The sequence below is a fragment of the Pseudomonas sp. P5_109 genome, assembly GCF_034009455.1.
Classification (GTDB): Bacteria; Pseudomonadota; Gammaproteobacteria; order Pseudomonadales; family Pseudomonadaceae; genus Aquipseudomonas.
Genome location: NZ_CP125380.1, coordinates 4,995,521 through 5,021,606 on the forward strand (window position 1 = coordinate 4,995,521; position 26,086 = coordinate 5,021,606).

Genomic DNA, 26,086 nt, shown 5'->3' on the forward strand with positions numbered 1-26,086 from the left:
AACCTCCTGTGCAGGCCCCGGATTGCGGGGCGTGCGGTCATTCCGAAAAGTGTCTGAAGCCTTGGGTTTCAGCGAGCATCACGGAATGGGTGGGTTGTTCCAGCGTTGCACGGTCACGATCATGTGGCCTTCGCCGGTCAGGGATTTCCCTGCGTCGTCGACGGCGGCGATCACCTTGAGATTGCCGGCATTGTTGGTGGACATCTTGCGCGCCGGGTTCGGCCCGGCATCGCCCGGGGTGAACACGCCGGCGTCGGCCTGCATGGTGCCGGCGAACTTGACGTCTTCGTCTTCCTTGGCACGGTCGTCGAAGGCCTCGACTTTCCATTGCGCCGGGAACACGCCGATGCGGTACGGCTTGCCATCGACGCCCTTGCCCCAGGCCTCGGCATCAAAACGGCCCTGGACTTTCGGTGTCGAACCGCCGCCTTCGCCGATCCGCGCCACGGAGAATTCAGGCACGACTTTGACCGCATCGATTTTGCTGTAGACCGACAGGCTCGGGCCTTTCAACGCACCAACGGAGACTGCACGTACACCCGGCTGGGCATTGGCGGCAGCCTTGAGCTTGACCTTGATCCGCTCAGGGCTCTGCTCGACGACTTCGACCACTTCCACGCCTTTGCCGAAGTTCGGCTTGCCGGTCAGGCCACTGCCGACCAATGTCACTTCAGTTTCACTGCCAGCCTTCAGGTAACCCGGCTGCACCGCCAGCAAACGCTGGGAACCCTGCTTGGCAGCAACAAAGTCCAGACCGCGTTCATCGTGTTCGGCCTCGAACATCCGGCCCTGCATGGCATTGCCCTGGGCGGCGAACACCTGGCGCATGGTCACGCCATCGATAGTCACGTTGCCGCGCCATTCGTAGCCGGTGTAGAGAATCGCACTGCCCTCGCCATTGAACGGGCTGCCGTCGGCGTACTGTCCTTTGACGCTGACCTTGAAGGTGTCGCTGCCATCGGCACTCACGCTCATGACACCCGCCAGTTCACCCTTGCCCGGCAAGTGGCCGCTGAAACTCCAGTCGCCCACCAGCGCATCGGCTTTGGGCGCCACGCTCTGCCATTTTTTCCAGGCGGGGTTATCCAGCGGATAACGCTTGGCCAGCAGCGGCACCATGTCTTTGCGGGCAAGGTCGAACCAGTCGCGGTCCCGGGCCAGCGCCTGGTATTCCAGCGACGGCCACTGACCGAGGTGGAAGTTCACCAGGCGTTCCCACTCCTGCGCCGGACGCCGTTGCAGGGCGACCCGCGCACCGGAGTGGCAGCGGCCGCACATCTGGCGGGTTGGGTCGTCGAAGTGCTCGACGGTATTGAGCCGGCGCTCCAGCGCATAACGCACGCCATCGGTTTCGCTCGGCGCCAGGCCCTGGGTGTCGGCCAGGTATTTGACCAGCGTGCGACGGTCGTCATCACTGATCTGCAAACCGTGCATGGTCTGCATCCGGGCGATGCTCATCAACCAGCCTTCCGGCGTTTTGCGCTGGTGGCTGATGCGGCTGAGGGCGTTATCGGCTTCGGGGGTGTGACAGCCCTGACAGGTTTCCTTGAGGATGGTCTGGGCGTCTCGGGCTGCCAGGCTATGAGGCGAATGCAGCGCTACACAAGCGGCTACGGCCAGCAGGCTGGCGCTCATGCCTGATCGGAGTTTTCTCTTCATCAACGTCGAACCTCGCACGGTGCGTTCTTATTGTTGTGGCTTATCGTTTTTATGGTTTCTGCCGCCTGCGGAGAACCGCTGACGGAGGCAAGAGAAACGTCTGCGATGAGCAATACACGGAGCGTGCCAGCTTACGAATACCTCAATGAATCAATGATTTGCCGGAATCGGCGGGTGTTTTTCCAGTGATGCCATCGCGGCAACACGTTCAATTTCGCGACAACTGTTGCACTCTGAGACGAGCATAGGTGAGCCACGCCAATGGGTGATGACCAATGATCGTTTTGCGCCCTGTAGGAGCTGGCTTGCCAGCGATGGTCGTTAACGAAAACGCGTGATGACTGGATAAACGCGGCGCATTCGAGTCCATCGCTGGCAAGCCAGCTCCTACAGGGGCGCAACGAGTGTGTCAGCGGCGTCTCAGTTTGCGACAGTCCTGCGCTCGTTCATGAGCCGCTTTTTCCGCCCAAGCCTGCTAACACGGCGCTTTGGGCAAACTGGCACAACCGTTGCGAAAGACCTCGCCACACGAACAAGACGAGGTTTCAACATGTCGCTCCCAAACCTGCTTCCCGCCACTTCGGCGTTCATCCAGCGCGCCCCGCGCATGCTCATCGGCGGCGACTGGGTCGAGGCCGCCGATGGCCAGACCATGCCCTTGCACAACCCGGCCACCGGTGAGGTGTTGTGCGTGGTGCCACGGGCCACGCCGGAGGATGTCGACCGCGCGGTACTCGCCGCTCGCCAGGCGTTCGACAATTCGGCCTGGACCCGCACCCGTCCCCGGGAGCGGCAGAACCTGTTGTGGAAACTCGCCGACCTGATGCAGCGCGACGCCGAACTGCTGGCGCAACTGGAATGCCTGAACAACGGGAAAAGCGCGGCCGTGGCCCAGGTGATGGACGTGCAACTATCCATCGACTTCCTGCGCTACATGGCCGGCTGGGCGACCAAGATCGAAGGCTCCACGGTTGACGTGTCGGCACCGCTGATGCCCAACGACCAGTTCCACAGTTTCATCCGTCGTGAAGCGGTGGGCGTAGTCGGTGCCATCGTCGCCTGGAACTTCCCGCTGCTGCTGGCCTGCTGGAAACTCGGCCCGGCCCTGGCCACCGGCTGCACCGTGGTGCTCAAGCCCGCCGACGAGACCCCGCTGACCGCACTGAAACTCGCCGAGCTGGTGCTGGAAGCCGGGTATCCCGAAGGCGTGTTCAACGTGGTCACCGGCACCGGCATCACCGCCGGTTCAGCCCTGACCCACAACCCGCTGGTGGACAAGCTGACCTTCACCGGCTCCACCGCCGTGGGCAAGCAGATCGGCAAGATCGCCATGGACTCCATGACCCGGGTCACCCTGGAACTGGGCGGCAAGTCACCGACCATCGTCATGGCCGACGCCGACCTGAAAACCGCCGCGGCCGGGGCCGCCAGCGCGATTTTCTTCAATCAGGGCCAGGTCTGCTGCGCAGGTTCCAGGCTGTATGTGCAGCGCAAGCATTTCGACAATGTGGTGGCGGACATCAGCGACATCGCCAACGCCATGAAACTCGGCAACGGCCTGGACCCGAGCGTCGACATGGGCCCGCTGATCTCGGCGCGGCAGCAGGAGCGCGTCTACGGCTACATCGAAAAGGGTCGGGAAAGCGGTGCGACCATTGCCTGCGGTGGCGAGCAGTTTGGCCCGGGCTTCTTCGTCAAGCCGACGGTGATTGTCGACGTCGATCAGAAGCACTCGCTGGTGCAGGAAGAAATCTTCGGCCCGGTGCTGGTGGCCATCCCGTTCGATGACGAGGCCGATGCACTGCGCATGGCCAACGACAGCCCCTACGGGTTGGGGGCGAGCATCTGGTCCAATGACCTGGCGGCGGTACACCGGATGATTCCGCGCATCAAGTCAGGCTCGGTGTGGGTCAACTGCCACAGCGCCCTGGACCCGGCGCTGCCGTTCGGCGGCTACAAGATGTCCGGGGTCGGGCGTGAGATGGGGTATGCGGCGATCGAGCATTACACGGAGTTGAAGTCGGTGTTGATCAAGTTGTGATTTGTAGCGTCCTTTAGACCGCCTTCGCGGGCAAGCCCGCGCCCACATTGGAATGCGTTCCTCGGTGGGAGCGAGCTTGCCCGCAAAGGCGCCCCCCAGCCACTACGCTACTGTTTCGCGGCCCCGCGGTTGACCCACCCGACTGTTTGCGCCGGCCCGAAGCGCGTGACGAAGCTTCAGGGCCGGCCGTTCGACGCAGTAGTACGAAACGCCGCTGAGCAGCAACGACAAGGCCAGCACTGTTGCAACAATGGCCCCATCGTAGGCAACCGACCAGATAGCGTGCAGGAAGTACATCACCACAAAGTGATTCAGGAATACGCCGTAGCTGATATTGCCGAGGAACTCGTCAATCCGGTGAAACTTGAGCTTTGTCAGCAGGTACACGGCGGGCACGCCCAGCGCTATGCCGAGGGTCACTTCGGCATTGAACGGCCGGCGCTCTATCCATCCCGCCATGATGGCCGCAAACATCAGGGCCGCCGACAAGGCGGTACCGGCAGCGATCGCTAAACCCTTCGGCCGCGCTTTGTACAGGTAGCTGCCGCACAGGAACGTGAACAGCACGCCCGGCAATAGCCGGTAGCCGTACAGGTCGGTGTTGATGAAACCCAGGCACGCGGCCATGAAGACCACGACGGATAAAGCAAACGCAACGCCCCGCGCCCTGTAGATGATCAGGAAAGGGATCACCAGGTAGAAGCACATCTCAAGCCCCAGGGACCAGGCCGGCGGCAAGATCCACGATCCCGCCGCGCCGAACATGTAGAAGCCGAGGGGTACGATAGTCAGGCTTGCGGCGATGTTGCGCAGCGTCAGCTCGGCGGCTTGAGGCGTACCGGGCAGCAGGAAATAGATCACCGCACAGGAAACTGCGAAGTAGAACAGGAATTGCGGGTAGAGCCGCAGGGCGCGGTCCAGGTAGAACAGGCCGACTTTCCCCGGCGCCTTGTAGTTGCGCTCGATCAGCGAGGTCATCACGAAACCGCTGATGATCAGGAAGGAAATCACGGCAATCACGCCGGGGTTTAGCCCCATGAACGTCTTGCCCATATGAGAAACGGCCACCAGAACGGCCAACAGCAGACGATAGACTCCCACTTACACCCCAAAATTCCTTGTCGTTATGGCGCGTAAATTACGATGCTTTGCGCTGGGAGAACAGGCTTTTCGCCGGGTCCGGACGTTCTTCATTCAGGGTTTGAAACCCTGACCCAGCAACCAGCTGCGAACCATCCGCCCCTGCTCCACCGTCAAACCGGCCAACGCCTGCTCCGCCGGCTCGCTACGCAAGCGCCGCACCAACGGCGCCAGCTCAATCCCCTGCACATGCCAGATCCCCAACGGCTGATCCGACGTGATCACCACCTCGGCCTCATCGACAAAACCGTCACGCAGCACCGGCGCCCGTTCGATTTTCAGGGCTGCAAAATCCGCCTCGGCATGGGCCACCTCGGCGTCCGGCCAGTTCCGTCGCGCCTGCCAGAACGGCTGATCCAGCCAGCGCTGCTCATCGGCATAAAAATCCCGGCCGATCCGCGCAAAACGCAAAAACAGCTGTTCCACCCGCTGCTGGTGAAAACGCTGGGCCAGCGCCGCGCGTTCGGGCTTGCACAACAGCGTGTTGATCACCGCTGGCGCCTGCAACGCCGAGGACAACGATTGAAAGATCCCGTTGCCCGACAGCGGGTCGACGGCCATTGCCGCATCGCCGACCCGAATCCAGTTTTCGCCACACACCTGTGGGCTCAGAATCGCCGTGCTGCTGCGGGCGTGCAGCTGTAGATCAGTTTCTGCAACGCCTGCAAAAAATGCCGTGGCCAGCGTCGAACCCTGGCGCCGCTGCCGGCAGTAATCGAGCAACATGGCCTTGCCCGGCAACCCGGCAGTGGCCACGTCCACCGTCCATTGCCAGTAACACTGACCGTCGGCGCGCCGCGCCATCCATGCCCAGCCGTCCTCAAGGCTTTCCACGGCACTGGCGGTACTGCCCGGCGAACCCTGCCAGCGATTGAGCAAGCTGACGGTCTCGGGGCCGCGCAGGCCTTTGCCGATTGTCGGGGCCTGGCGTCCGCGGGCTTCGACGAGAAACGCAGTGAGCAGCGGTTCGCGTCCGTCAATTTCGATTCGATGACCATTGGCCGATGACTGAACCGTGAGCACCCGGCCTTCGATCAGCTCAACCCCCGCCAGGCGCAAATCCTCGCGCAGGCCCTGATCAAAAACCGGCCGGTCAAGCAGATACTCGATGTTCTGCGCATGTTGCTGGCCATTCCACGAGACCTGTCGCTGGGACGGCAAGGCCGCATCCGCCAGTGCATGCTGCAGGCCGGCGCTGCGCAAGGCCTCCAGCACCCGCACGGATACCCCTTCGAGTGCCGCAAACCGGCGCCATTCGCTGATCAGCGTGACGCCATGGCCCAGCCGCCGTAGCCCCAATGCGACCGCCGCCCCCGCCGGTCCGGCACCCAGAATGACGATGTCGGTCATGGCCCGAAGCGCCGTTCAGGGCCACGGTAACGGGCATGCTCGCGCAACCATTCGATGACTTGCGCATTGCTGGCGTCAGGTTGTTCGGCGAGGAACCCGGCGATGTGCCCGCTCAAGGCGGCACAACCGAGGCTCGCCCCGGATTGCCCCGGGTAGGTGCCATGCACACAGGCGGCGAAATCCGCCTGAGCGCTGTTGAGCCACGACCATTCCTGCTCGGCGCAGCGCGCATCGCCGGTCACCCGCAACACCTGCGGATAGTTGGCCGGAAACACCCCTTCCCCCTGGGCGGGACTCGACGCACACAGCAGCACGCCCCGCGCCCCCGCTGCCGCGCAGGCCGCGCGCAACAGGCTGCGATCCTGGCGCAGGCCAAGGCTCAAGTTGATCAGTCGCACATCCTGCGCCAGCAGCCAGTCAATCGCCGTGGCGATCTGCAAGGCGCTGGTGACACCGCGCTGGTCGAACACCTGCGCCACGCAAAACAGCGCCGAGGGTGCGCGGCGGCCAATTGCCTCGATCACGGCACTGCCATGCCCCAGTGGATCGTCGCGCAAGTCGCCCTCGGCCAGGCCGTCTTCCAGCAATGAAAAGCGCCGACCGGCGATCACCTGCACCCGCTGTGCTGCCGAGTGGCCGCTGTCCACCACACCAATGCGCAGTTCAGATTTCATGCAGCACCGTTTTCGAGGTGAGCACGCCATCGAGCAGTTCGAAACGCAGATCGGCATCGGCCAGGGTTGAAGGTCGATGGCTGATCAGAATGCGTGTACGCCCGGCAAACAAGCGGTCGATGGCGTCGATGACTTCGCGCTCGGTGGCTTCATCCACCGCGGAGGTGGCTTCATCGAGCACCAGGATCAGAGGGTCCTGCAACAGTGCCCGGGCAATCGCGATACGTTGCTTCTGCCCACCGGACAACTGCTGGCCGCGCTCGCCCAGCGGACTGTCGAGACCTTCGGGCAAGGACTCGATCAGGCTGTCGAGTTGCGCCAGCCGCGCCACGTCGGCAATCGCCTCGCGGCTGGCGTCCGGCACCGCGTAGGCCAGGTTGTCGGCGAGGCTGCCGCGAAACAGCACGATGTCCTGGCTGACGATGGCAATGCGCCGACGCAGCTGGAACAGATCCAGTTCGCGCAGATCGACGTCACCCAGCAGGACCCGGCCCGATTGCGGATCGTGATGACGTTGCAGCAGGTCGATCAGGGTGGATTTACCCACGCCCGAGCCGCCGCTGAGGGCCACTTTCATGCCGTAGGGGATCCGCGCCTCGATGCCGCGCAGGGTCGATTGGCGGCCGGGATGAGCGAAGTGCACGTTGTCGAACCAGAGATCCCCGCCATTGGGCATCGGACGTGGCGTGACGGGCGTCAGTACGGTCGGTTGTTCGCCGCGCAGCTCCATGACCCGGCCGAGGCTGACGGTCATCCGCTGAACCGCGACGTAAAGCCCGAGCAGGCTCTGCACCGGCCCCACGGCCATCCCCAGGTAGGTGGAAAACGCAATCAGCGCACCGAGCTGCCAGGTGCCCTGCACCACCCAGTAACCGCCGATCAAGAATGCGCAGGCCCGGGACAGCGAGGTCAGCGTGCCGGGCACGGCCTGGGTGAAAAACTCGGTGACCTGCAGGCGCAGCAACTGGCTCATGTAGCCCTGGCCCAGCGCCTCGAGGCGCCGTGCTTCGCGTTGCTGCTGACCGGCGGACTGGATGAACTTCATCACCGGCAACGTCTCGACCATGAACGACGACATGTCCGCCGAACGCTCGCGCAATTGCCGCACATCGCGCTCGACCTTGCGCCGCATCCAGCGCAGCCAGAGGACATCGAGAGGGATTAACACCAGGGCCAGCAACGAGAGTTTCCAGGACAACGTCACCAGCATGGCGATGGCAACCACCAGGCCGATCACGCTCGACACCGCCGAGAACAGCGAGTCCACGGCAAAGCGCTGGATTTCCGCGACGTCACCATCGAGGCGCGACATCAGATCGCCGATCCGTCGCTGCCCGTAAAAACCCGGCGACAGGGTTTGCAAATGCCGATAGAGGTCATCGCGCAGGGCAAACAGCATGCGCCCGGACAGGCGCGTGTGCAGGTAGCGGTTGATGCCCGACAGCGCCGTGCCCAGCAACCCGGCGACGATCATCAGCCCGGCGATCAACACCAGCGTCGGGAAGTTGCGCGCCAGCAGGCCGTCATCGATCAACAGTTTGGTCAGCCAGGGTTGCACCAGCACCAGCGCCGAGGCGCAGACCGACAGGCCCAGCAGTCCGGCAATCGCCAGGCGATGGGGGCGAACAAAGCTGTACAGCCAGCGCAGCGACGCTTGCAGGGCCTCGGGGTTCTGGCTGTCGATCAGCCGAACGATCAGGCGCTGCATCACGAACGCAACTGTTTGAGCTTGCGATACAGGGTCGCGCGGCTGATGCCCAGGGCGTCGGCGGCGGCCGAGACGTTGCCCTGGTGCGTGTCCAGGGACTGACGGATCAGCTCCAGTTCGTTTTCCCGGATGCTGCCGGCCTGCGGCCGTTCGCTGGCAGTCAGCTCGTCGAGCATGCTGTCGGGCAAGTGGTCGAGGGTCAACACGGTTTCACCCGGCTCGCGCATGGCCAGCGCGGTGCGCAGGACCATTTCCAGTTGGCGGATGTTGCCCGGCCAGTGATAACCGCTGAGCAAGCGATCGAGATCGTCGTGCAGGACCACGGTGGGTGCGCCCAGTGTCGTCAGCATGCGAGTGACCAGCGCGCCGAAATCCTCGCGTTCTCGCAGGGCCGGGAGCATCACGCTGATGCCGTTGACCCGGTAGAACAGGTCTTCGCGAAAGTGTTTTTCCTCCACCAGGCGCTTGAGGTCGCGGTGGGTGGCGCAGATCAGCGCAACGTCGATGTCCTGCTCTTCGCCTGCGCCCAGGGGCGCGACCTTGCGATCCTGCAATACGCGCAACAGTCGGGCTTGCAAGGCCAGTGGCATGTCGCCGATTTCATCGAGGAACAAGGTGCCGCCATGGGCCTGCTGCAAGCGCCCGACCATGCCGCCGCGGCGTGAACCGGTGAACGCGCCTTCGCGGTAGCCGAACAGTTCGGACTCGATCAGGCCTTCGGGAATGGCCGCGCAGTTCACCGCCACGAAGGGTTTGTCGCAACGCGCTCCGGCCATGTGCAGGGCGCGGGCGATGACCTCTTTACCGGTGCCGGTTTCACCCAGCAACAAGACCGGCAGTTCATTGGCCAGGCCTTGGCGGGCCATGCGCAAGGCACGGGCGTAGCGCGTGTTGCTGCCGGCCAGCGACTCCAGATCCGGTTGCGCCTTGGCTGTTTTCGCCGAAGTGCGCGGTGGGCTGCTGACGTTGATCGTGCGTTGCGGCGCGCGCAGGGTTTTGTAGAAGAATTCACCCTTGGCGGTTTGCAGGCTGCCGACACCGCCCTGATGCAGACGCGCCAACAATTGCAGGCCGTCGACTCCGAGAAACTCCTCGCAGCGCCGACCGACCAGGGCCGAGCGCTCGGCGTGGAGCAACTGGCAGGCCTGGGCGCTGACCGCGAGGATCTGCCCGCCGAGGCTCACCGCCAGCAGGCCTTGCCACGGGGACTCCAGATATTGCCTGCGGCTGTGGAAAGCCAGGACGATTTCGTCCGGATAGCTGGCGTTGAACACCCGGCTTTCGATCTGGCTGACCGCCATGGCCAGCAGCGCCGTGCTGTCGTGGGCGCGGCCGAGCGGGCCTTCGCGGGTCAGGTCAAGGACGCCGAGGATGTCGCCCTGGGGGCAATGGATCGGCACCGAGGTGCAGGAAAAATCACTGAGGCGGTCCAGGTAATGTTCGCCGCAATCGATCAGGGTCGGCCGCGCCTCCACCAGCGCGGTGCCGAGGGCGTTGGTGCCGCGTACCGCTTCGCTCCAGCAGGCGCCGAGGGTGATGTCCTGCAGGCCACTGCCCTTGAGACGGTCGGCGCGGCCTTCGACGGCGAGGATGGTGGCGTCGGAATTGGCCAGGATGATCAGCCCTTCCTTGCCTTGACGCTCAGCCAGGTAATCGATGGCCGGCAACGCGGCGTCGATCAGCAGGCGATTACTGGCCAGCAACACGTCGAGGCTGGCGCTCGATTCCAGCGCCAGCTCGTGCTTGGCATTGAAATGCACGCCATGGCTCAGGCTGCGCCGCCACGAAGCATCGATTTCCGCTCGCAGGACGCCATCCGGCACTTCGCCTTCCAGGTGCAGCTTTTCCCGGGCCAGCCGGGCTTCGCGATGCTGTTTGGGGGAGTTTGTTTTTATTAGCGTCATCAAGCGCTCCGGGTCGTCCGCCCTTGCGCCTTCATACGTCGGCGCCCTGCCGCAATCTTTACGTTAACGTAAGGGCGATGGCAAGTCCTGTGGCGAGGGGGCTTGCCCCCGTTCGGCTGCGCAGCAGTCGTAAACCGACGAACGTAGTATTTCCGGGAATATAAGGTCGTTGGTTTTGGGGCTGCTGCGCAGCCCAACGGGGGCAAGCCCCCTCGCCACAATTCAAAGCTGCCACACCTCAGGACTCACAAAAAACGCCCGCGCATTATCCTCCAGACTCTCCAGGTGATACCCGCCCTCCTGCACGATCAGGCACGGCAACCCGAGGCTGCGAATCCGCTCGCCGAGCGCGCCGAACCCTGCACGGGTCACTGCCACTTTGCTTTGCGGGTCCAGTTCGAAAATATCGAAGCCCAGGGACAGCACCAGCACCTCGGCGCCAAAGTCCGTCACCGCCTTGAGTGCTACATCCAATTGCCCGAGGAAATCCGCCTCGCTGGCGCCATGAGCCATCGGCAGGTTGAGGTTGAAACCCTCGCCCGCCCCGGCACCGCGTTCTTCGGCAAAGCCTGCGACGCCTGGATAGAAGTTGGTCGGATCGCCGTGCACCGAAACGTAGAGCACATCATCGCGGTCGTAGAAAATCTCCTGGATCCCTTGCCCGTGGTGCATGTCGGTATCCAGCACCGCCACCCGCGCAAAACCGGCACGCAGTACCTGCGCCGCCACCGCCGCGTTGTTCACATAACAGAAACCACCCGCCGCTTCGGCCCGGGCGTGGTGACCCGGTGGACGGCACAAGGCATAGGCTGCGGGCTCGCCATCGAGCAACGCCTGGGCACCGGCGATGGCGCTTTGCGCCGACCAGTAGGCCGAACGCCAGGTCTGCTCGCCCACCGGGCAACTGCCATCGGCCAGGTAGCGCGCGGCTTGCGCGAGAATCCCGCGCAGGGCGTTGGGTTCACGGACGAAGATGTTCGACATCACCTCATCGCCCCAATCCTCGGGAATCTCTTTCCAGCGCTGATGGGCTTCTTGCAGGAACGCCAGGTACACTGCGCCGTGCACCGCCAGCAGCGGATCAAGCCCGGCATCGGCCGGTTGCTCGACCTTGAAACCCAAGGCATGAGACGCCTGCACCAGGCGCTGCGCACGCTCCGGCACTTCCTGTGGCGTACGCATCTGGCCACGGGAGTAGTAGCTGCGTGGATGGTGGAGCAATTGTTCGGGGTGGAAAAAACTGCGCATGGAGTGAATACCTGTCAGTTAACGAAAATCTTGAAACCGGACGCAGCCCCACTGTGGGAGCGGGCTTGCTCGCGAAAGCGGTGTGTCATTCAGCAATGAAGGTGGCTGATACTCCGCCTTCGCGAGCAAGCCCGCTCCCACATGGGCCTGCGTCTAGGCGACTTTTTCGGCGCGCGACAGCACCGCATTGAGCAACACATCCGTACCCTGGCGCACATCTTCAGGCAGCACGTCTTCCGCTTCGTTGTGGCTCAAGCCCCCCACGCACGGGATGAACACCATGGCCGTCGGGCAGTATCGCGCCAGGTGGATCGCGTCATGCCCGGCGCCGCTGATGATCGATTGCTGAGCGTAGCCCAGGGCGTCCACGGCCTGTTGCACCGCCGCTACGCAATCAGCGTCGAACGGCGTCGCCGGGCTGATCCAATGCGGGGTGATCGTCAGATGCAAGCCGCGAGCGTCGGCAATTTCCTGAAGCCGCTCGCGGACCTGGTGCTCCATGGCCTCGATGGTTGCATCGCGGTGATGACGCAGGTCGACGGTGAAGTTCACCAGCCCCGGAATGGTGTTGCGCGACGACTTGTTGATGCTCAACTCACCGACCGTGGTCAGGCCTTCGGGGGCGAAGTCCGCCGCCAGGCTTTCGATGACCTGGATCATCGGCGCCACACCGTACAGGGCATCCTTGCGCAGCGGCATAGGCGTGGTGCCGGCGTGGGCCGCCATGCCTTCGACCCGCACGTCGAGCCAGCGAATGGCCTGGCCGCCACTGACCACGCCGATGCTCTTGGCGTTGTCTTCGAGGATCGGCCCCTGCTCGATATGGGCTTCAAAGTACGCATCCACCGCGCCACCCAGCGGGCGCTCGCCGGCATAACCGCTACGCTGCAGGGCCTCGGCAACGCTGATGCCATCGATGTCGCGCACCGCCAGCGCGGCGTCCAGCGCCATGATGCCGGTGAACACCGCCGAGCCGAACATCGCCGGGGTGAAGCGTGCGCCTTCCTCGTTGGTCCACACCGCCACTTCCAGCGGCTTGCGGGTCTGGATGCCCAGGTCGTTCAGGCAGCGCACCACTTCCAGGCCGGCGAGCACGCCGTACACGCCATCGAACCGCCCGCCTTCGGGCTGGGTATCGAGGTGGCTGCCCATCATCACGGGTGCCGCGTCAGGATCAGTGCCGGCGCGACGGGCGAACAGGTTGCCGATGGCATCCACGCTCAGGGTCATGCCGGCTTCGCGGCACCAGTGGGCAAACAGTTCGCGACCGGCCTTGTCCTCGTCGCTCAGGGCCAGGCGGCAGCTGCCGCCACGGGCGGTGGCACCGATTTCGGCCATGGCCATCAGACTCGCCCAGAGGCGTTCGCCATTAATCTTCAACATGAGTTTCTCCTGCAAATTAGAAACGACGATCTTTGTAGGAGCCGGCTTGCTGGCGAACGCGCCCGTCCAGTCAATAGACATGTCGACTGACGCACCGCTATCGCCAGCAAGCCGGCTCCTACAGGGTCAATGGGTGGCTAGTTCAACGCGTTCAGCGCTGGCATGGCGACGGGCAAGGGACAATACGCAGACCAGCGAAGTGGCGGCGATCAAGCTGTAGAACACCGCCATCGGCCACCACTGGCCGGCGAACTTGTGCGCCAGCAGGGTACCGATCAGCGGCGTCAGGCCACCGGCCAGCGCGCCGCAAATCTGGTAAGCCAGGGAAATCGCGGTGTAGCGCACGCGGGTCTCGAACATGCCGCTGACGTAGCCGGCGATCACCGCATAGAACGACGCCATGCACACCACCGCCAGGGCAATGCCGAGGATGATCAGCGGCGCCTGGGCGGAGCTCACCAGCACGAACATCGGGTATGGCGAGGCCATGGCCAGCAGCGACACCAGGCACAGGAAGCGGGTCGCGCCGATCTTCTCGGCAACCCAGGCCGCCAGCGGCTGGATGCAGAACTGGATGATCGCGACGAAGAACAGGCACTCCAGGATCAGCGAGCGTGGAAGTGCGAGTTGCTGGGTGGTGTAGGCGATCATGAACGTGTTGGTGAAATACACCCCGGCGATCCCCAGGGTGTTGGCGCCGATGCACAACAGCAGCGGACGCCACGCGGTGCGCAGCACCTCCATGACCGGCGCCTGCTCCTTGCGCTGGCTTTTGCTGGCCTGCTCGCGGCTGGCGAGAAACTCCGGCGATTCATTCACCCCCAGACGAATCGCCAGGCCCACCAGCAGCAACAGCGAACTCGCGAGGAACGGCAAGCGCCAGCCCCAGCTCATCAGGTCTTCTTCCGGCAAACGGGTGACCGAACTGAACGCCAGCAGCGACAGGATCAAACCCGCCGGACTGCCCAGTTGCGCAAACGAGGCAAAGAAATTGCGTCGGCCTTTCGGCGCATGCTCGCCGGCCATCAACACCGCCCCGCCCCATTCGCCACCGACGGCGATGCCCTGGACGATGCGCAGCAAGATCAGCAGCACCGGCGCTGCGGCGCCGATCTGCGCGTAGGTCGGCAGCAAGCCGATGCACACCGTGACCACGCCCATCATCAACAAGGTGATGATCAGCGACTTCTTACGGCCGATGCGGTCGCCGATATGACCGAAGACAATCCCGCCCAAAGGCCGCGCAAAGAAACCCACGGCGAAGGTGCCGAACGCGGCCATGGTGCTGAACAGCTTGTCGTCGGAGGGGAAGAACAGCGCGCCGAACACCAGCGCGGCAGCAGTGGCGTAGATGTAAAAGTCGTACCACTCGATCATGGTGCCAATGAAGGCAGCGGCTGCCGCACGGCGCGGCTGGGACGAAGCTTGAGGCTTCATGGGGGACTCCTTTGGTTATTTTTCTGGCAGGAGAGGAACGGCAAATCCGCGGCGCTCTGGCGGCGTCGGTCTGGGGATGATTTTTCGTTCCGGGACCATGATTAGTCAATTTTCTATTTATTATTCGAAGTATTACGAAAACTTATAATTGAAGGCAGCGGCAGCCGAACAAGACGTGCAACGCGTAGGGGTTCAGCAGACAGTCAAAGGGAATCACCGGAATTTAAAATGCGCGAGCCAACCCAGGAGTTCGGTCCCAGCAATTGAACGGCATGAGAAAGGGAGGGCATCCCTTGCCCTCCCCTCCGCTGTGCACGCTCCCTGCGACAGGACTTGTCAGGACCTCAAGAGGCCAGAATGAAGTCCGAGGCAGTGACGGTTGTTGCGTCGGCCACACCGACCAGGGTGATGGAGTCCGCGCCGAAGTTGACCAACGTATCCGCACCGAGGTCGACGATGTTGACACTGCTGCCAAAGTTCGCGGCGGTGATGTTCATCGCGGCGATATTGAGCAGATCCTGGCCACCCGCCGCATCGGTATCGAAGCCGATGATCCGATCGTTGCCGAAGGCCGCTGCGAACGAGAAGATATCGTCGCCAGTGCTGGCAAACATCGAGTCGTTGCCGGCACCACCAACAATACTGTCGTTGCCGGCACCGCCATCGATGAGGTCGTTGCCGGCGCCCCCGAGCAATGTGTCGTTGCCGTCGGCACCGTTGAAGGTGTCATTACCCGCCCCACCGGTGATGACGTTGTTCGACGCGTTGCCGGTGCCGACGAAGTTGCCGACGCCGGTGTAGAGCAGATGCTCGGTATTGGCACCCAGTGTGTAGCTGGACAGCGAGGTCTGTATCGAGTCCTGCCCCTCACCCGCCAGCTCGATGACCCCGTCCGCGGCTGAATCGACGCGGTAGGTGTCATTGCCGAGTCCGCCTTCCAAGCGGTCGGCCCCCACACCACCATCGATGACGTCGTTGCCCAGGCCACCCAGCAAGGTGTCGTTACCGTCACCGCCGTTGAGCGTGTCATTACCGGCCCCGGCGGTAATGATGTTGTTCAACGCGTTGCCATTGCCGGTGAAGTTGCCGACGCCGGTGAAGAGCATGTGCTCGACATTGGCACCCAGTGTGTAGCTGTTGAGCGTCGTTTGTACGGAATCGGCACCCGCGCCCGACGCCTCGACCACCAGGTCCCCGGCCGAATCGACACGGTAGGTATCGTTGCCGGCTGCGCCGACCATCGCGTCATTACCCGCACCGCCCGTGAGGACGTCGTTGCCAGCGCTACCCATCAAAGTGTCGTTGCCGTCGCCGCCATTGAGGGTGTCATTACCCACCCCACCGGTGATGACGTTGTTCAACGCGTTGCCGGTGCCGACGAAGTTGCCGGTTCCGAGGTAGAGCAGATGCTCGACATTGGCGCCCAGTGTGTAGCTGGTCAGCGTGGTCTGTACGGAGTCCACACCGCCACCCGCCGTCTCGACCACCAGGTCCCCGGCTGAATCGACACGGAAGGTATCGTTGCCAGCTCCGCCGACCATCGCGTCATTGCCCGCACCGCCGGTGAGGACGTCGTTGCCGGCGCCCCCCACCAGTGTGTCGTTGCCGTCACCGCCGTTGAGGGTGTCATTACCCACCCCGCCGGTGATGACGTTGTTCAACGCGTTGCCATTGCCGACAAAGTTTCCGGCCCCGAGGTAGAGCAGATGTTCGACATTGGCGCCCAGTGTGTAGCTGCCCAGCGTGGTCTGTACGGAGTCCTGCCCCTCACCCGTCAACTCGGTCACTACGTCCCCGACTGAATCGACGCGGTAGGTATCGTTGCCGGTTCCGCCCAGCATCTGGTCATTACCCGTACCGCCAATGAGGAAGTCGTTGCCCGCGTCACCATGGAGGATGTCGTTGCCGCCCAAGCCGCTCAGGATATCGTTGCCAGCAGCTCCGCTGGCCACGTCGTCGCCTGCCGTGCCGGTCCATACATCGACACCGGCGGTACCGACAAACACATCACTGACCACGAACGTTGCAGCAGAGGTGACTCGCTCAAGTGTGCCGAGGTCATCGGTGTAAGTCGCGACGACACGCAGTTGCTGACCGACCTGCGCCTGGCCGGGCGTGAAGGTCGTGCCCGTCGCGCCGGCGATGTCGGTGAAGATCGCACCGCTGCCCATTTGCCACTGATGGGCAATCACCGAGGTCGTGGTCCCGTTGGCGTCGGTGAACGCATCCGTGGCGGTCAAGCCCGAGTCTTTCGCCGGGGTCGTATCGCTGATCAGTATCGTTCCGACCGGCAGGACATTGACGGTACCAGTACCGGCCGCAGTGATCGGTGCGGTCGGCGCCGAGAACACCTCTTCCAGCACGCCATTGGCGTCCTTGTAGACCGCCCTGACGCGCAGGGCCAGCCCGGCTGCCACAACGAGTTCCGGGATAGCCGGCACGGCGCCAATGAGGGTCGCCGGTGGTGCGATCCTGAGTTCCGAGCCCACCGTGACGGTCGTGCCTTCCGCGCGCGCGACCTCGCCGGCGGCAAAGAAGGTGATGTCTTCGAAGACCCCCGAGCCCGGACGCGCTTCGAACTGCCAGAAGTAACTGATGGGGCCGGTGATTGCGCCGCCGGTCGCCGTGTTGTCGGCATCCGTGATGTCGGCGGCCGATACCGTCAGCACCTGGCCGGTGGCGGGCGTGGGATCGTCGATCCGCAACAAACCGACTGGCCCCGAGTTCAAACCGCCAAGCACGATCGACTGGTCAGAGAACTGCACCCGCTCGATATGGCTGAGGGTGTCGGTCCCGTCCCTGCCAGCGACACTGTCGGTGACCGTAACGGTGCCGTTGGCGTTTTCGACCACGGTGTAATCCACCCGATTGCCGGAGAACAGCGCCGTGTCGAAGGCGGGACCGGTCGCCGTTAGGATTTCGCGCACGATCTGGAGCTGGCCGGGGTTATAGGTGCCGTTCACCATGAGCGGGACCAGGGGCGTCATGCTGTCGAAGGTAGCGATTTCCGGCCCGCTGCCATCGATGTTCTGCCGCACGCTGATGCGCACGTTGAGCCACTTGTCGCCGTCGATGATGTCATCGCCGCCGCGGCCTTCGATGAAATCGCTGCCAGCGCCACCCAGGATGATGTTGCCACCGTCGAATTTATCGTCGGCGGTGCCGGCGATACCATCCGCGCCGTTGCCGGCGCTACCGACCAAGTCCCGCAGACCGCTGATGAGGTCGAAGTTGGTGAGCACGCTGCCCTTGGCGCCAGCGACGGCGAGCAAGTCGGCAGTGGAGTCATCGCCGCTGAGGAAGTCGGCGTGGGCCGATCCCGACAGCCCTTCCACCAGGTCCAGCCGGGCCAGGATCGACGCGTTGGAACCAGGCACCGCCGGCTGATCGAAGAAGCGCAGCCTGGAGTTGAGGCCCATGGTCACGCCGGCAGAATCGTCCTTGTAGTCCGCCCAGTCGTACCCGGAGAACCCGATGAAACGGTCCGCCTCGCTGGGGCTGCCGATCATGATGTCATCACCGCCCTCCCCGTCGAAGTTGTCCGGTCCGCCATCGCCCATGAAGACGTCGTTGCCATTGATCGGGTCGTTGCCGAACGGGTCGAAGTTGTCGCCGGCAACACCATCGGCGGATCCACCCTGGATCCAGTCGTCACCCTCACCGCCGCGCGCAAATTCGTTCGCCTTGCTGCCGAGGATGAAGTCGTTGCCCAGGCCGCCGCTGGTGTCGGCCGCGTCCTCGCCGGTGATGATGAAGTCCTGGCCGGCCTGGCCGAGGATCAGGTTGAGACCGTTGCCGCCCTGGATGACGTCGTTGCCGTCCTCGCCGTGGATGACGTCGTCGCCACCCATGTCCGTGATGATGTCGTCACCGGTACCGCCAAAGAGTTGGTCGTTGCCGTAGCCGCCATCGATCCGGTCGTTACCGGCATCGCCATAGACGGTGTCGTCGTCCGAGTCGCCGGCAATGAGGATGTCATTGCCGGGCGTGCCGCCCAGCACGACCGTATCGGCGCCGGTGTAGTGCAGGTAGTTGGTATCCGGGCCCGTTGTGTTGGGGTTGTCGCGGATCACCAGCGGCGTGAGGAAGTCCGTGCGCGGTGAGCCAATCGGGTGGTCCGACGGACCAAAGGGATCGGCATTCGCCGGCAGATCGTCGAGGGTGCCGACAATACCGTCGGGACCGGCAATCACGCTCGGGTTGTACTGGTGCGCCTGGTTGACCTCCAGGGTGTAGGCCGGTGTCAGGAAAACCCTGCCCGAAAGGTGTGTTGCGTCGGTATTGGCCATCACCAGATTGGCGAACGTGTTGTTCTCCAGTTCAGCGCCAAAGTCCATCGAGGCGGTGCGTTCCAGATAGTAGAAGCGGTCACCGTCCTGGAGCTTCTCCATCTGGTTCTCGAAGACGAAGTTGAAGGTCGAGCCGAGCATGCCGCCAAAGGGCATCTTCTCCTCGGCCAGCCCGCCAACCCAGAAGTCGACGGCATCCAGCCCGGTGATGGTCACATCGTCTGCCGTGTGCAACACGCCGTCCGCACCAGCGTTGCTGGCCCAGGCACCCGTGCTGTTGAGGAAGTCGACGCGGTCGGCCGGCGCGGTCGCGCCGCCGAGCACCAGGTCCGCAGCGGCGGCGCGCTTTTCCGCCAGCGTGGTGGCGCCGGTGATGGTCGAGTGCGTGCCGTAGGCGGCGATGAAGTTGATCAGCGATTCCGGGTGTTTTATGTGCTGCACGAAATCGGCCCAACTCGTGTAGGGCTTGAGCTCTGCGTCGCCGGTGGGCACATAGAACTCCCGCCGCGCCGCGTTCAGGGACGGAATCCCGGTATCGCGGCCGCGCGCCAGGTTGATGGCGGGCAGGTCGAGCGGCAGGCCGAGCAGGTTGTTGCGCAGGGCTTCGGTGACGAACTCATCGATCTCGTTGCCCACCTGGCGGGTTACGCCGCGCACGATGGCACCGGCCGCCTCCTCCGGAGTGGCGCCGCTGCCCGCGAACTCGAGCGGGTTGAGGAAGGCCTGGATCAGCCCGATATCGCTCGAAGCGAAGTTCGGATCCAGCCGGTCGACCTGCTCCAGCAGCATCGAGTGCCCGAAGCGATACACGGTGTGGGCGAACTCGGCAACGATGCTCGGATCGATCGCGGTGTCGTACACCTGGCCCGGGGCGAAGAAGGGATCGACCATCGGCTGGATGGTCCGCGCGAACTCCTCGAACACCAGGTGCTGGTACTGCATTTCGGTACCGAACTTCGCCGTCTGGAACAGGCGCTCGCCGTTCCAGTCCAGGGTCGAGGTGTCGGCAGGAAGGGCAGTGACGGGCGTCAGCAGCCACTCGTTGAGGAACGACACATCGCCGCTTGCCGCTGTCGCCAGGACCACCTCCTTGGTGTGGTCGACCAGGCGGTTGTGCTCATGGTGGAAGATCGAATGGACGGTGGTCAGGCCGATGTTCTCGTTGACCCGGCCGTCGCCGGCAATGTAGTGCGCGTCCAGCAGTTCGTTGTCGTAGAAGCCGGCGGCTACCGGCCCGCCGATAACGGTGTCGACGTCAGGCAGGAGCGCTGCGCCCGTCTGGCTGTCCACCGGAATGGCACTGTTGGCAATGTCATTGAGGAAGGCATGGCCGGTGCGCGCGGCGTTGGCCAGGCTGATGGGCGCCGCCGGATTACCTTCAACGAGCACATCGTCGGCCGTGCCGGCAATGCCGTCCGGGCCCAGCATCACCACCTGCGGAAAGCCGTTCGGACCCTTGATGAAATTGCCGTAGGCGTCAGTCGCCAGCAATGGCACGTTGTTGAAATCGGCATCGGTGAGATTGATCCCGAGCAGATCATGGGCTTGCGCCTTGACCACCTTCCAGGTGGCCATGCCGCCCGTCAGACTGTCGTCAGCGGTAAACAGGATGCCGTCGGCACCGGCCGCCCGGTTCTCGATCAGTTTGCCGGTGGCCACCGGATCGCCCGCTGCGTTGAGCTCATAGGCGCGCAGGAACACCTGGTGCGAAGGATGCGAGCTGTAGGTCTGGTTCTGGTCGACAAACGGCGAGGTGGTGTTGGTGTTCTCGTGGATGTCGTCGGCCGTACCCAGGATGCCGTCGGGGCCGGGTTGATTGGTGGCGCGCGTCAGCACCATGAAGTTGGTCGGGCTACCCGGCACGAACAACGGGTCATCCGGCTGCAGCGGAATGAACACGGTGCCCGAGCCGCCCTTGGTGACGAGGTCCAGGCCATGGTCGAAAAACTGCCCGAAGAAGGTCATCCATTGGTTGAAGGGCGCGGTCAGGCCCGCGTCGGGGCTCACGTTCGGGTCGAAGAAGGTCTCGAACGTCGTGCCGTCGGTGCGAGTTCCGGTCACCACTTGCGCACCGGCCTTGAGCACGTCGTCAGCGGTGCCGAGGACGCCATCCAGGCCGGGATCGAAGGTGGCCGCGACCGCTGCCGGGTTGTTCGCAGTCTGGTCGACGATCAGGTTACTGATGGTGCGCGGCGCCGAGTCGATCACCAGGCCGCTGGTCTGGGTGTAGCTCGTGCCGGCATCGGCCGGGCGGAAGTCCGGCGTGGTCAGGCGTGGGAATACGTTATCGGCGGCACCGAACTCGGGATGGAGCAGGTTGTTTTCCGTCCCTTCGACCGTGCGCAAACCGTACGGCACTCGTATGTTATCGAGCAGCGAGTTCATGTTCTCACCGGCCGCGTTGTGCTCGGCAATCTTGATCTGGTCAAGGATGAACGCCAGGTCCGATTGTGTGTAACGCACACCGTTGCTGGGGGCCGTGGTCTGCGGATCGATCAGCGAAGGCGCCGGCGCGGGGGCCGGTGCCGCGGCCGCTACTAACGTAGTCGGTGCCGAGAATACCTGCTCGGTCACGCCGTGATCGTCCGCATAGATGGCTTTGACGCGCACGGCCAGGCCGGCAAGATCCGACGTCACCGTTAAAGTGGGCGTGTCTGCTCTGGTAAATCCGATACCGATGCGGCCTGGCCCGAGGATGATGTCCTCGAAGACGCCCGAGCCCGGTGTCGCTTCAGACTGCCATATGTAACTGATGGAATTGTGGATCGCCCCGCCCACGTTGTCGCCATCGGTGAGGCCGGCCGCCGACACGGTCAATACCTGGCCAACGGTCGGCGTGGTGTTATCCACCGTCAGCGCGCCTACCGGCTCAGCGTTGACCCCCTGCACGAGGACCACTGCCTGATCGGAGAACTGCAGCCGCTCGATGTGGGTGAGACGGTCGGTTTCTTCCTTGCCGACATTGTCGGTCACGGTGACGACGTCGGTGCCGACGATATTGAGGGGAACGGTGGGATCGACGACGATGCCGTTGACGGCGATCGTGTAGTTCGCCTGAGGGCCCAGGAAGTTGACGGTGTCGAACGCAGCCCCGCCTGTGGATGTACCGGGCAGGATTTCGCGCACGGCGACGAGCTGGCCGGGGTTGTAGGTGCCGTTGAGCATGAGCGGGATCATCGGCGTCATGCTGTCGAAGGTGGCGATCTCCGGCCCGGTGCCATCGATGTTCTGACGCACGCTGATGCGCACGTTGAGCCAACTGTCGCCGTCGATGAGGTCGCTGCCGCCACGGCCTTCGATGATGTCGCTGCCATCGCCGCCGAGGATGATGTTGCCCGCGCCGAATTGATCGTCGGCCGTCCCGCCAACACCATCGGCACCAAAACCGGCGCTGCCGACGAAGGCCCGCAGGCCGCTGACGAGATCGAAGTTGGTGAGGATGCTGCCCCTGGCCGTGATGTTGGCGATGATGGCCGCGTTTTGTTCATCGCCGCGCAGGAAGTCGGCGAAGGCCGACCCCGACAGGCCCTCCACTTCCGCGAACCGGTCATAGACCGAATCGGCCGATTGCGCCACTGCGCCCACGATATCGCCCGCCGCATTGGGCACCGCGTGATACGGACTGAAGAAAGGAACGACCATGTCGACGGTCACGCCGTACTTGTCATTCTTGTAGGAGGTCCAGTCGAACCCGGACATGCCGTCCATCTTGTCCTGGGCGTCGCTGGCGACGAAGATGTCGTCGCCGCCCTCACCGATCATTTCATCGAATCCGCCAGTGCCGATGAAGATGTCGTTGCCGGGCACATCGTCGGTCAGTGTCGGGCTCATGTTATCGCCGGGCGCACCGTCCTGGGTGCCGCCTTCGATCCAGTCATTGCCTTCGTTGCCGGTCGGCGCGAGGTTGACCTTGGCGCCGAGGATGAAATCGTCGCCCGCACCGCCGAAGGTCATGGTGATGTCTTCGGTGGTGATGATGAAGTCTTTGCCATCGCCGCCGAAGACCAGGTTGTTGAGGCCGAGGGTCGAGTTGCCAGCCTGGATGACGTCGTTGCCGTCCTCGCCGCGCAGGGTGTCGCTGCCGCCGATGTCGGTGATGATGTCGTCGCCGGTACCGCCAAAGACGTTGTCGTTGCCGTAGCCGCCGTCGAGCCGATCGTTGCCGGCGTCGCCATAGACGGTGTCGTCGTCCGAGTCGCCGGCAATGAGGATGTCGTTGCCGGCCGTGCCGCCCAGCACGACCGTATCGCCGCCGGTGTAGTGCAGATAGTTGGTATCCGGGCCCACTGTGTCAGGGTTGTCGCGGATCACCAGCGGCGTGAAATGGTCAATCCGTGGTGAGCCAATCGGGTGGTCCGACGGGCCAAAGGGATCCGCGTTGGCTGGCAGATCGTCGAGCGTGCCGACGATGCCGTCCGGGCCGGCCACCACGCTCTGGTTGAACTGGTGCGTCGGGTCGACCTCCAGGATGAAGGCCGGCGTCTGGAATATGTTGGCCGGCAGGTGTGTTGCATCGGTGTTGAGCATCACCAGATTGGCAAACGAATTGTTCTCAAGCTCAGTGCCGAAGTTGAGTCCCGCGGTGCGGGCCAGATAGTAGAAGCGATCGCCATTCTGCAGGTTTTCCAACTGGGTTTCGAAGACGAAGTTGAAGCTCGAACCCAGCAGGCCGCCAAAGGGCATCTTCTCCTCGGCCAGCCCGCCGATCCAGAAGTCGATGGTGTCAAGGCCGGTGGTGGTCACGTCGTCTGCGGTGTGCAGGATACCGTCCGCGCCGGCGTTGCTGGCCCAGACGCCGGTACTGTTGAGGAAGTCCAGGCGATCAGCCGGCGCCGTGGCGCCGCCGAGCACAAGATCCGCAGCCGCGGCGCGCTTTTCCGCCAGCGTCGTAGCGCCAGTGATGCTTGAATGCGTGCCGTAGGCGGCGATGAAGTTGATCAGCGATTCCGGGTGCTTCATGTGCTGCACGAAATCGGCCCAGCTCGTGTAGGGGGTCAACTGGCTGTCGCCGGTCATGTGGTAGAACTCGCGCCGCGCCTCGTTCAGCGACGGGATGCCGACTTCGCGGCCGCGCGCCAGGTTGAGCGCGGCCAGGTCGAGCGGCAAGCCGACCAGGTTGTTGCGCAGAGCGTCAGTGACGAACTCGTCGATCTCGTTGCCGACTTGCCGCGTGATGCCGCGCACGATGGCGCCAGCCGCCTCCTCAGGAGTGGGGCCGCTCGCAGCAAATTCCAGCGGGTTGAGGAAGGCCGCGATCAGGCCGGTCTGTTGATTGCCCGGGTCAGCCGGATTGCCGTCGCCGACGACGTTGAAGTTGGGGTCGAAACGATCGACCGTCTCCAGCAGCATCGAATGGCCGAAGCGAAACACTGTGTGCGCGAACTCGGCGACGATCGCCGGATTGACCGTGGTGTCATTGCCCATAGGCGCCAGGAAGACGTCCACTTGCGGCTGGATGGTGCGCGCGAACTCCTCGAACACCAGGTGCTGGTATTGCATCTCGGTGCCGAACTTGGCGGCCTGGAACAACCGTTCGCCGTTCCAGTGCAGGCCCGCGATATCGGCGGGCGTCACCGGCAACGCCGCCAGTTGGGCGTCGGGCATCAGCCACTTGTTCAGGAAATCGAGGTCGGCGGAGGCCAGTATCGTCTCCTTGGTCTGGTCGACCAAGCGGTTGTGTTCGCTATGAAAAACGGAATGCACCGTGGTCAGGCCGATGTTCTCGTTGACCCGGCCATCGCCGGCGATGTAGTGCTTGTCGAGCAGCTCGTTGTCGTAAGTGCCGGGGGCTTGCGGGCCACCAATGACGGAGTCTGCGTCAGCCGTCAGGCCGCCAGTCGGATCGGCGCTGTGGGCGATGTCGATGAGGAACTGGTGACCGGTGCGCACGGCGTTCGTCAGGCTGATGGGCGCGGCCCGATTACCTTCCACGAGCACGTCATCGGCCGTGCCGGCAATGCCGTCCGCGCCCTTCATCACGACTTGCGGGAGGCCGTTGGGGCCCTTGATGAAGTTGCCGTACTCATCGGTCGCCAGCAGCGGTACATCGAACACGTCAGCATCGGTCAGGTTGATGCCGAGCAGATCACGGGCCTGGGCCTTGACGGTTGCCCAGGTGGCCATGCCGCCGATTTCGACGTCGTCAGCGGTGCCGAAATGCCCATCGACGCCCAGGTCACGATTGGTGATCAGCTTGCCGGTGGCGACCGGATCACCGGCGGCGTTGAGTTCATAGGCGCGCAGGAATACCTGATGCGAGGGATGCGAGCTGTAGGTCTGGTTCTGGTCGACAAAGGGTGAGGTAGTGTTGCTCTGCTCGTGGATGTCATCGGCGGTGCCGAGGATGCCGTCTGCACCGGGCAGATTGGTGGCGCGCGTCAGCACCATGAAGTTGGTCGGGCTGCCCGGCACGAAAAGCGGATCGTCGGGCTGCAACGGAATGAAGACTGTGCCGCTACCGCCCTTGGTGACGAGGTCCAGGCCATGGTCGAAGAACTGGCCAAAGAAAGTCATCCACTGGTTGAACGGCACGGTCAGGCCCGCGTCCGGCGTGATGTTGGGGATCTGGAAGACGGAGACATCGTCAGCGGTGCCGAACAGGCCATCCAGACCAGGGCTGGTGACGAGCTGCGAATCCGGATTGGCCGCTGCGGCCGCGACCGCCGCCGGATTGTTGGGGGTCTGGTCGACGATCAGGTTGCTGATGGTGCGCGGCTGCGAATCGAAGACAAAACCGCTGGTTTGCTGATAGGAGGTCGGCGTGGTACCGCCAGGATCGGTAGGACCGAAGAAACCGACCGGCTGAACCTGCGCGGTATTGAACACCGGCGTCGTCATGCGCGGAAAGAAATTGTCGGCGGCACCGAACTGGGGATTGGCCAGGTTGTTGTCGATGCCGGAGACGGTGCGCAGGCCGAAGGGTACTTCTACGTTCTGCAGCAAGTCAGCCAGACTCGCGCCTGATGCATGCCGTTCCGCGATGAAAATTTGTTCGAGAATGAATTCAAGATCGGACTTGATGAAGCTGGCCATGGCTGTTTCCTCGATGCTTAACCAATCAGGAAACCACGCGCATAAAACCCGGCTGCAAACGCGTGGTTTAGTGCTGAACCCCATAGATGAAAATCGAAAGTTGAACGTCGGAACCTGGTACTACGGGCGCACCGAACCCTTGCCAAATTGCGTGCAATCAGCAGTGCTCGACTGAGGATCAATTCCCCATGACAACCGTATCTACAGGCGGGTATTGCGCC

12 protein-coding genes are annotated in these 26,086 nt (G+C 63.5%); 2 read left to right on the forward strand and 10 right to left on the reverse strand.

Annotation, left to right across the window (positions count from 1 at the left end):
• Positions 1–78 precede the first annotated feature (78 nt).
• On the reverse strand, positions 79–1,659 hold the full coding sequence (peaA, locus tag QMK54_RS22130; RefSeq protein ID WP_223593432.1) for a quinohemoprotein amine dehydrogenase subunit alpha: 1,581 nt from the start codon (positions 1,657–1,659) through the stop codon (positions 79–81).
• Positions 1,660–2,209: 550 nt separating this feature from the next.
• Here peaA and QMK54_RS22135 point away from each other — a divergent pair.
• Positions 2,210–3,700, forward strand: a complete 1,491-nt coding sequence (locus QMK54_RS22135) for an aldehyde dehydrogenase family protein (protein WP_223593429.1) — start codon at positions 2,210–2,212, stop codon at positions 3,698–3,700.
• 102 nt (positions 3,701–3,802) lie between these two features.
• Here QMK54_RS22135 and QMK54_RS22140 read toward each other — a convergent pair whose 3' ends face one another.
• The 9 genes from QMK54_RS22140 to QMK54_RS22180 form a co-directional block, all read right to left on the reverse strand.
• Complete coding sequence (locus tag QMK54_RS22140) at positions 3,803–4,801, reverse strand: acyltransferase (protein WP_320401359.1); 999 nt, start codon at positions 4,799–4,801, stop codon at positions 3,803–3,805.
• A 93-nt stretch (positions 4,802–4,894) separates the two neighbouring features.
• Positions 4,895–6,190 carry an NAD(P)/FAD-dependent oxidoreductase gene (locus QMK54_RS22145; RefSeq protein WP_223593425.1) on the reverse strand — a complete coding sequence of 432 codons (1,296 nt, stop codon included), beginning with the start codon at positions 6,188–6,190 and terminating at the stop codon, positions 4,895–4,897.
• Complete coding sequence (locus tag QMK54_RS22150) at positions 6,187–6,864, reverse strand: S8 family serine peptidase (RefSeq protein ID WP_320401360.1); 678 nt, start codon at positions 6,862–6,864, stop codon at positions 6,187–6,189. The genes QMK54_RS22145 and QMK54_RS22150 overlap by 4 nt, the downstream gene beginning before the upstream one ends.
• Entirely contained in the window at positions 6,854–8,572 is a 1,719-nt protein-coding gene (locus tag QMK54_RS22155) for an ABC transporter ATP-binding protein (RefSeq protein ID WP_223593411.1), read from the reverse strand. The genes QMK54_RS22150 and QMK54_RS22155 overlap by 11 nt, the downstream gene beginning before the upstream one ends.
• The gene (locus QMK54_RS22160) at positions 8,572–10,476 is read right to left on the reverse strand and encodes a sigma-54-dependent Fis family transcriptional regulator (protein ID WP_110661056.1); all 1,905 of its coding nucleotides are present in this window, start codon (positions 10,474–10,476) and stop codon (positions 8,572–8,574) included. The genes QMK54_RS22155 and QMK54_RS22160 overlap by 1 nt, the downstream gene beginning before the upstream one ends.
• A gap of 222 nt (positions 10,477–10,698) precedes the next feature.
• Positions 10,699–11,724 (reverse strand): histone deacetylase family protein, encoded by a 1,026-nt coding sequence (locus QMK54_RS22165; protein ID WP_320401361.1) that lies wholly within the window; start codon positions 11,722–11,724, stop codon positions 10,699–10,701.
• Between the two features lie 153 nt (positions 11,725–11,877).
• On the reverse strand, positions 11,878–13,107 hold the full coding sequence (locus QMK54_RS22170) for a Zn-dependent hydrolase (RefSeq protein ID WP_320401362.1): 1,230 nt from the start codon (positions 13,105–13,107) through the stop codon (positions 11,878–11,880).
• A 126-nt stretch (positions 13,108–13,233) separates the two neighbouring features.
• Positions 13,234–14,544 (reverse strand): MFS transporter, encoded by a 1,311-nt coding sequence (locus tag QMK54_RS22175; protein WP_320401363.1) that lies wholly within the window; start codon positions 14,542–14,544, stop codon positions 13,234–13,236.
• A 344-nt stretch (positions 14,545–14,888) separates the two neighbouring features.
• On the reverse strand, positions 14,889–25,865 hold the full coding sequence (locus QMK54_RS22180) for a peroxidase family protein (protein WP_320401364.1): 10,977 nt from the start codon (positions 25,863–25,865) through the stop codon (positions 14,889–14,891).
• Here QMK54_RS22180 and QMK54_RS22185 point away from each other — a divergent pair.
• Positions 25,852–26,040: a hypothetical protein gene (locus QMK54_RS22185; protein ID WP_223593403.1), complete on the forward strand. Its 189-nt coding sequence runs from the start codon at positions 25,852–25,854 to the stop codon at positions 26,038–26,040. The genes QMK54_RS22180 and QMK54_RS22185 overlap by 14 nt on opposite strands.
• Positions 26,041–26,086: the final 46 nt, after the last annotated feature.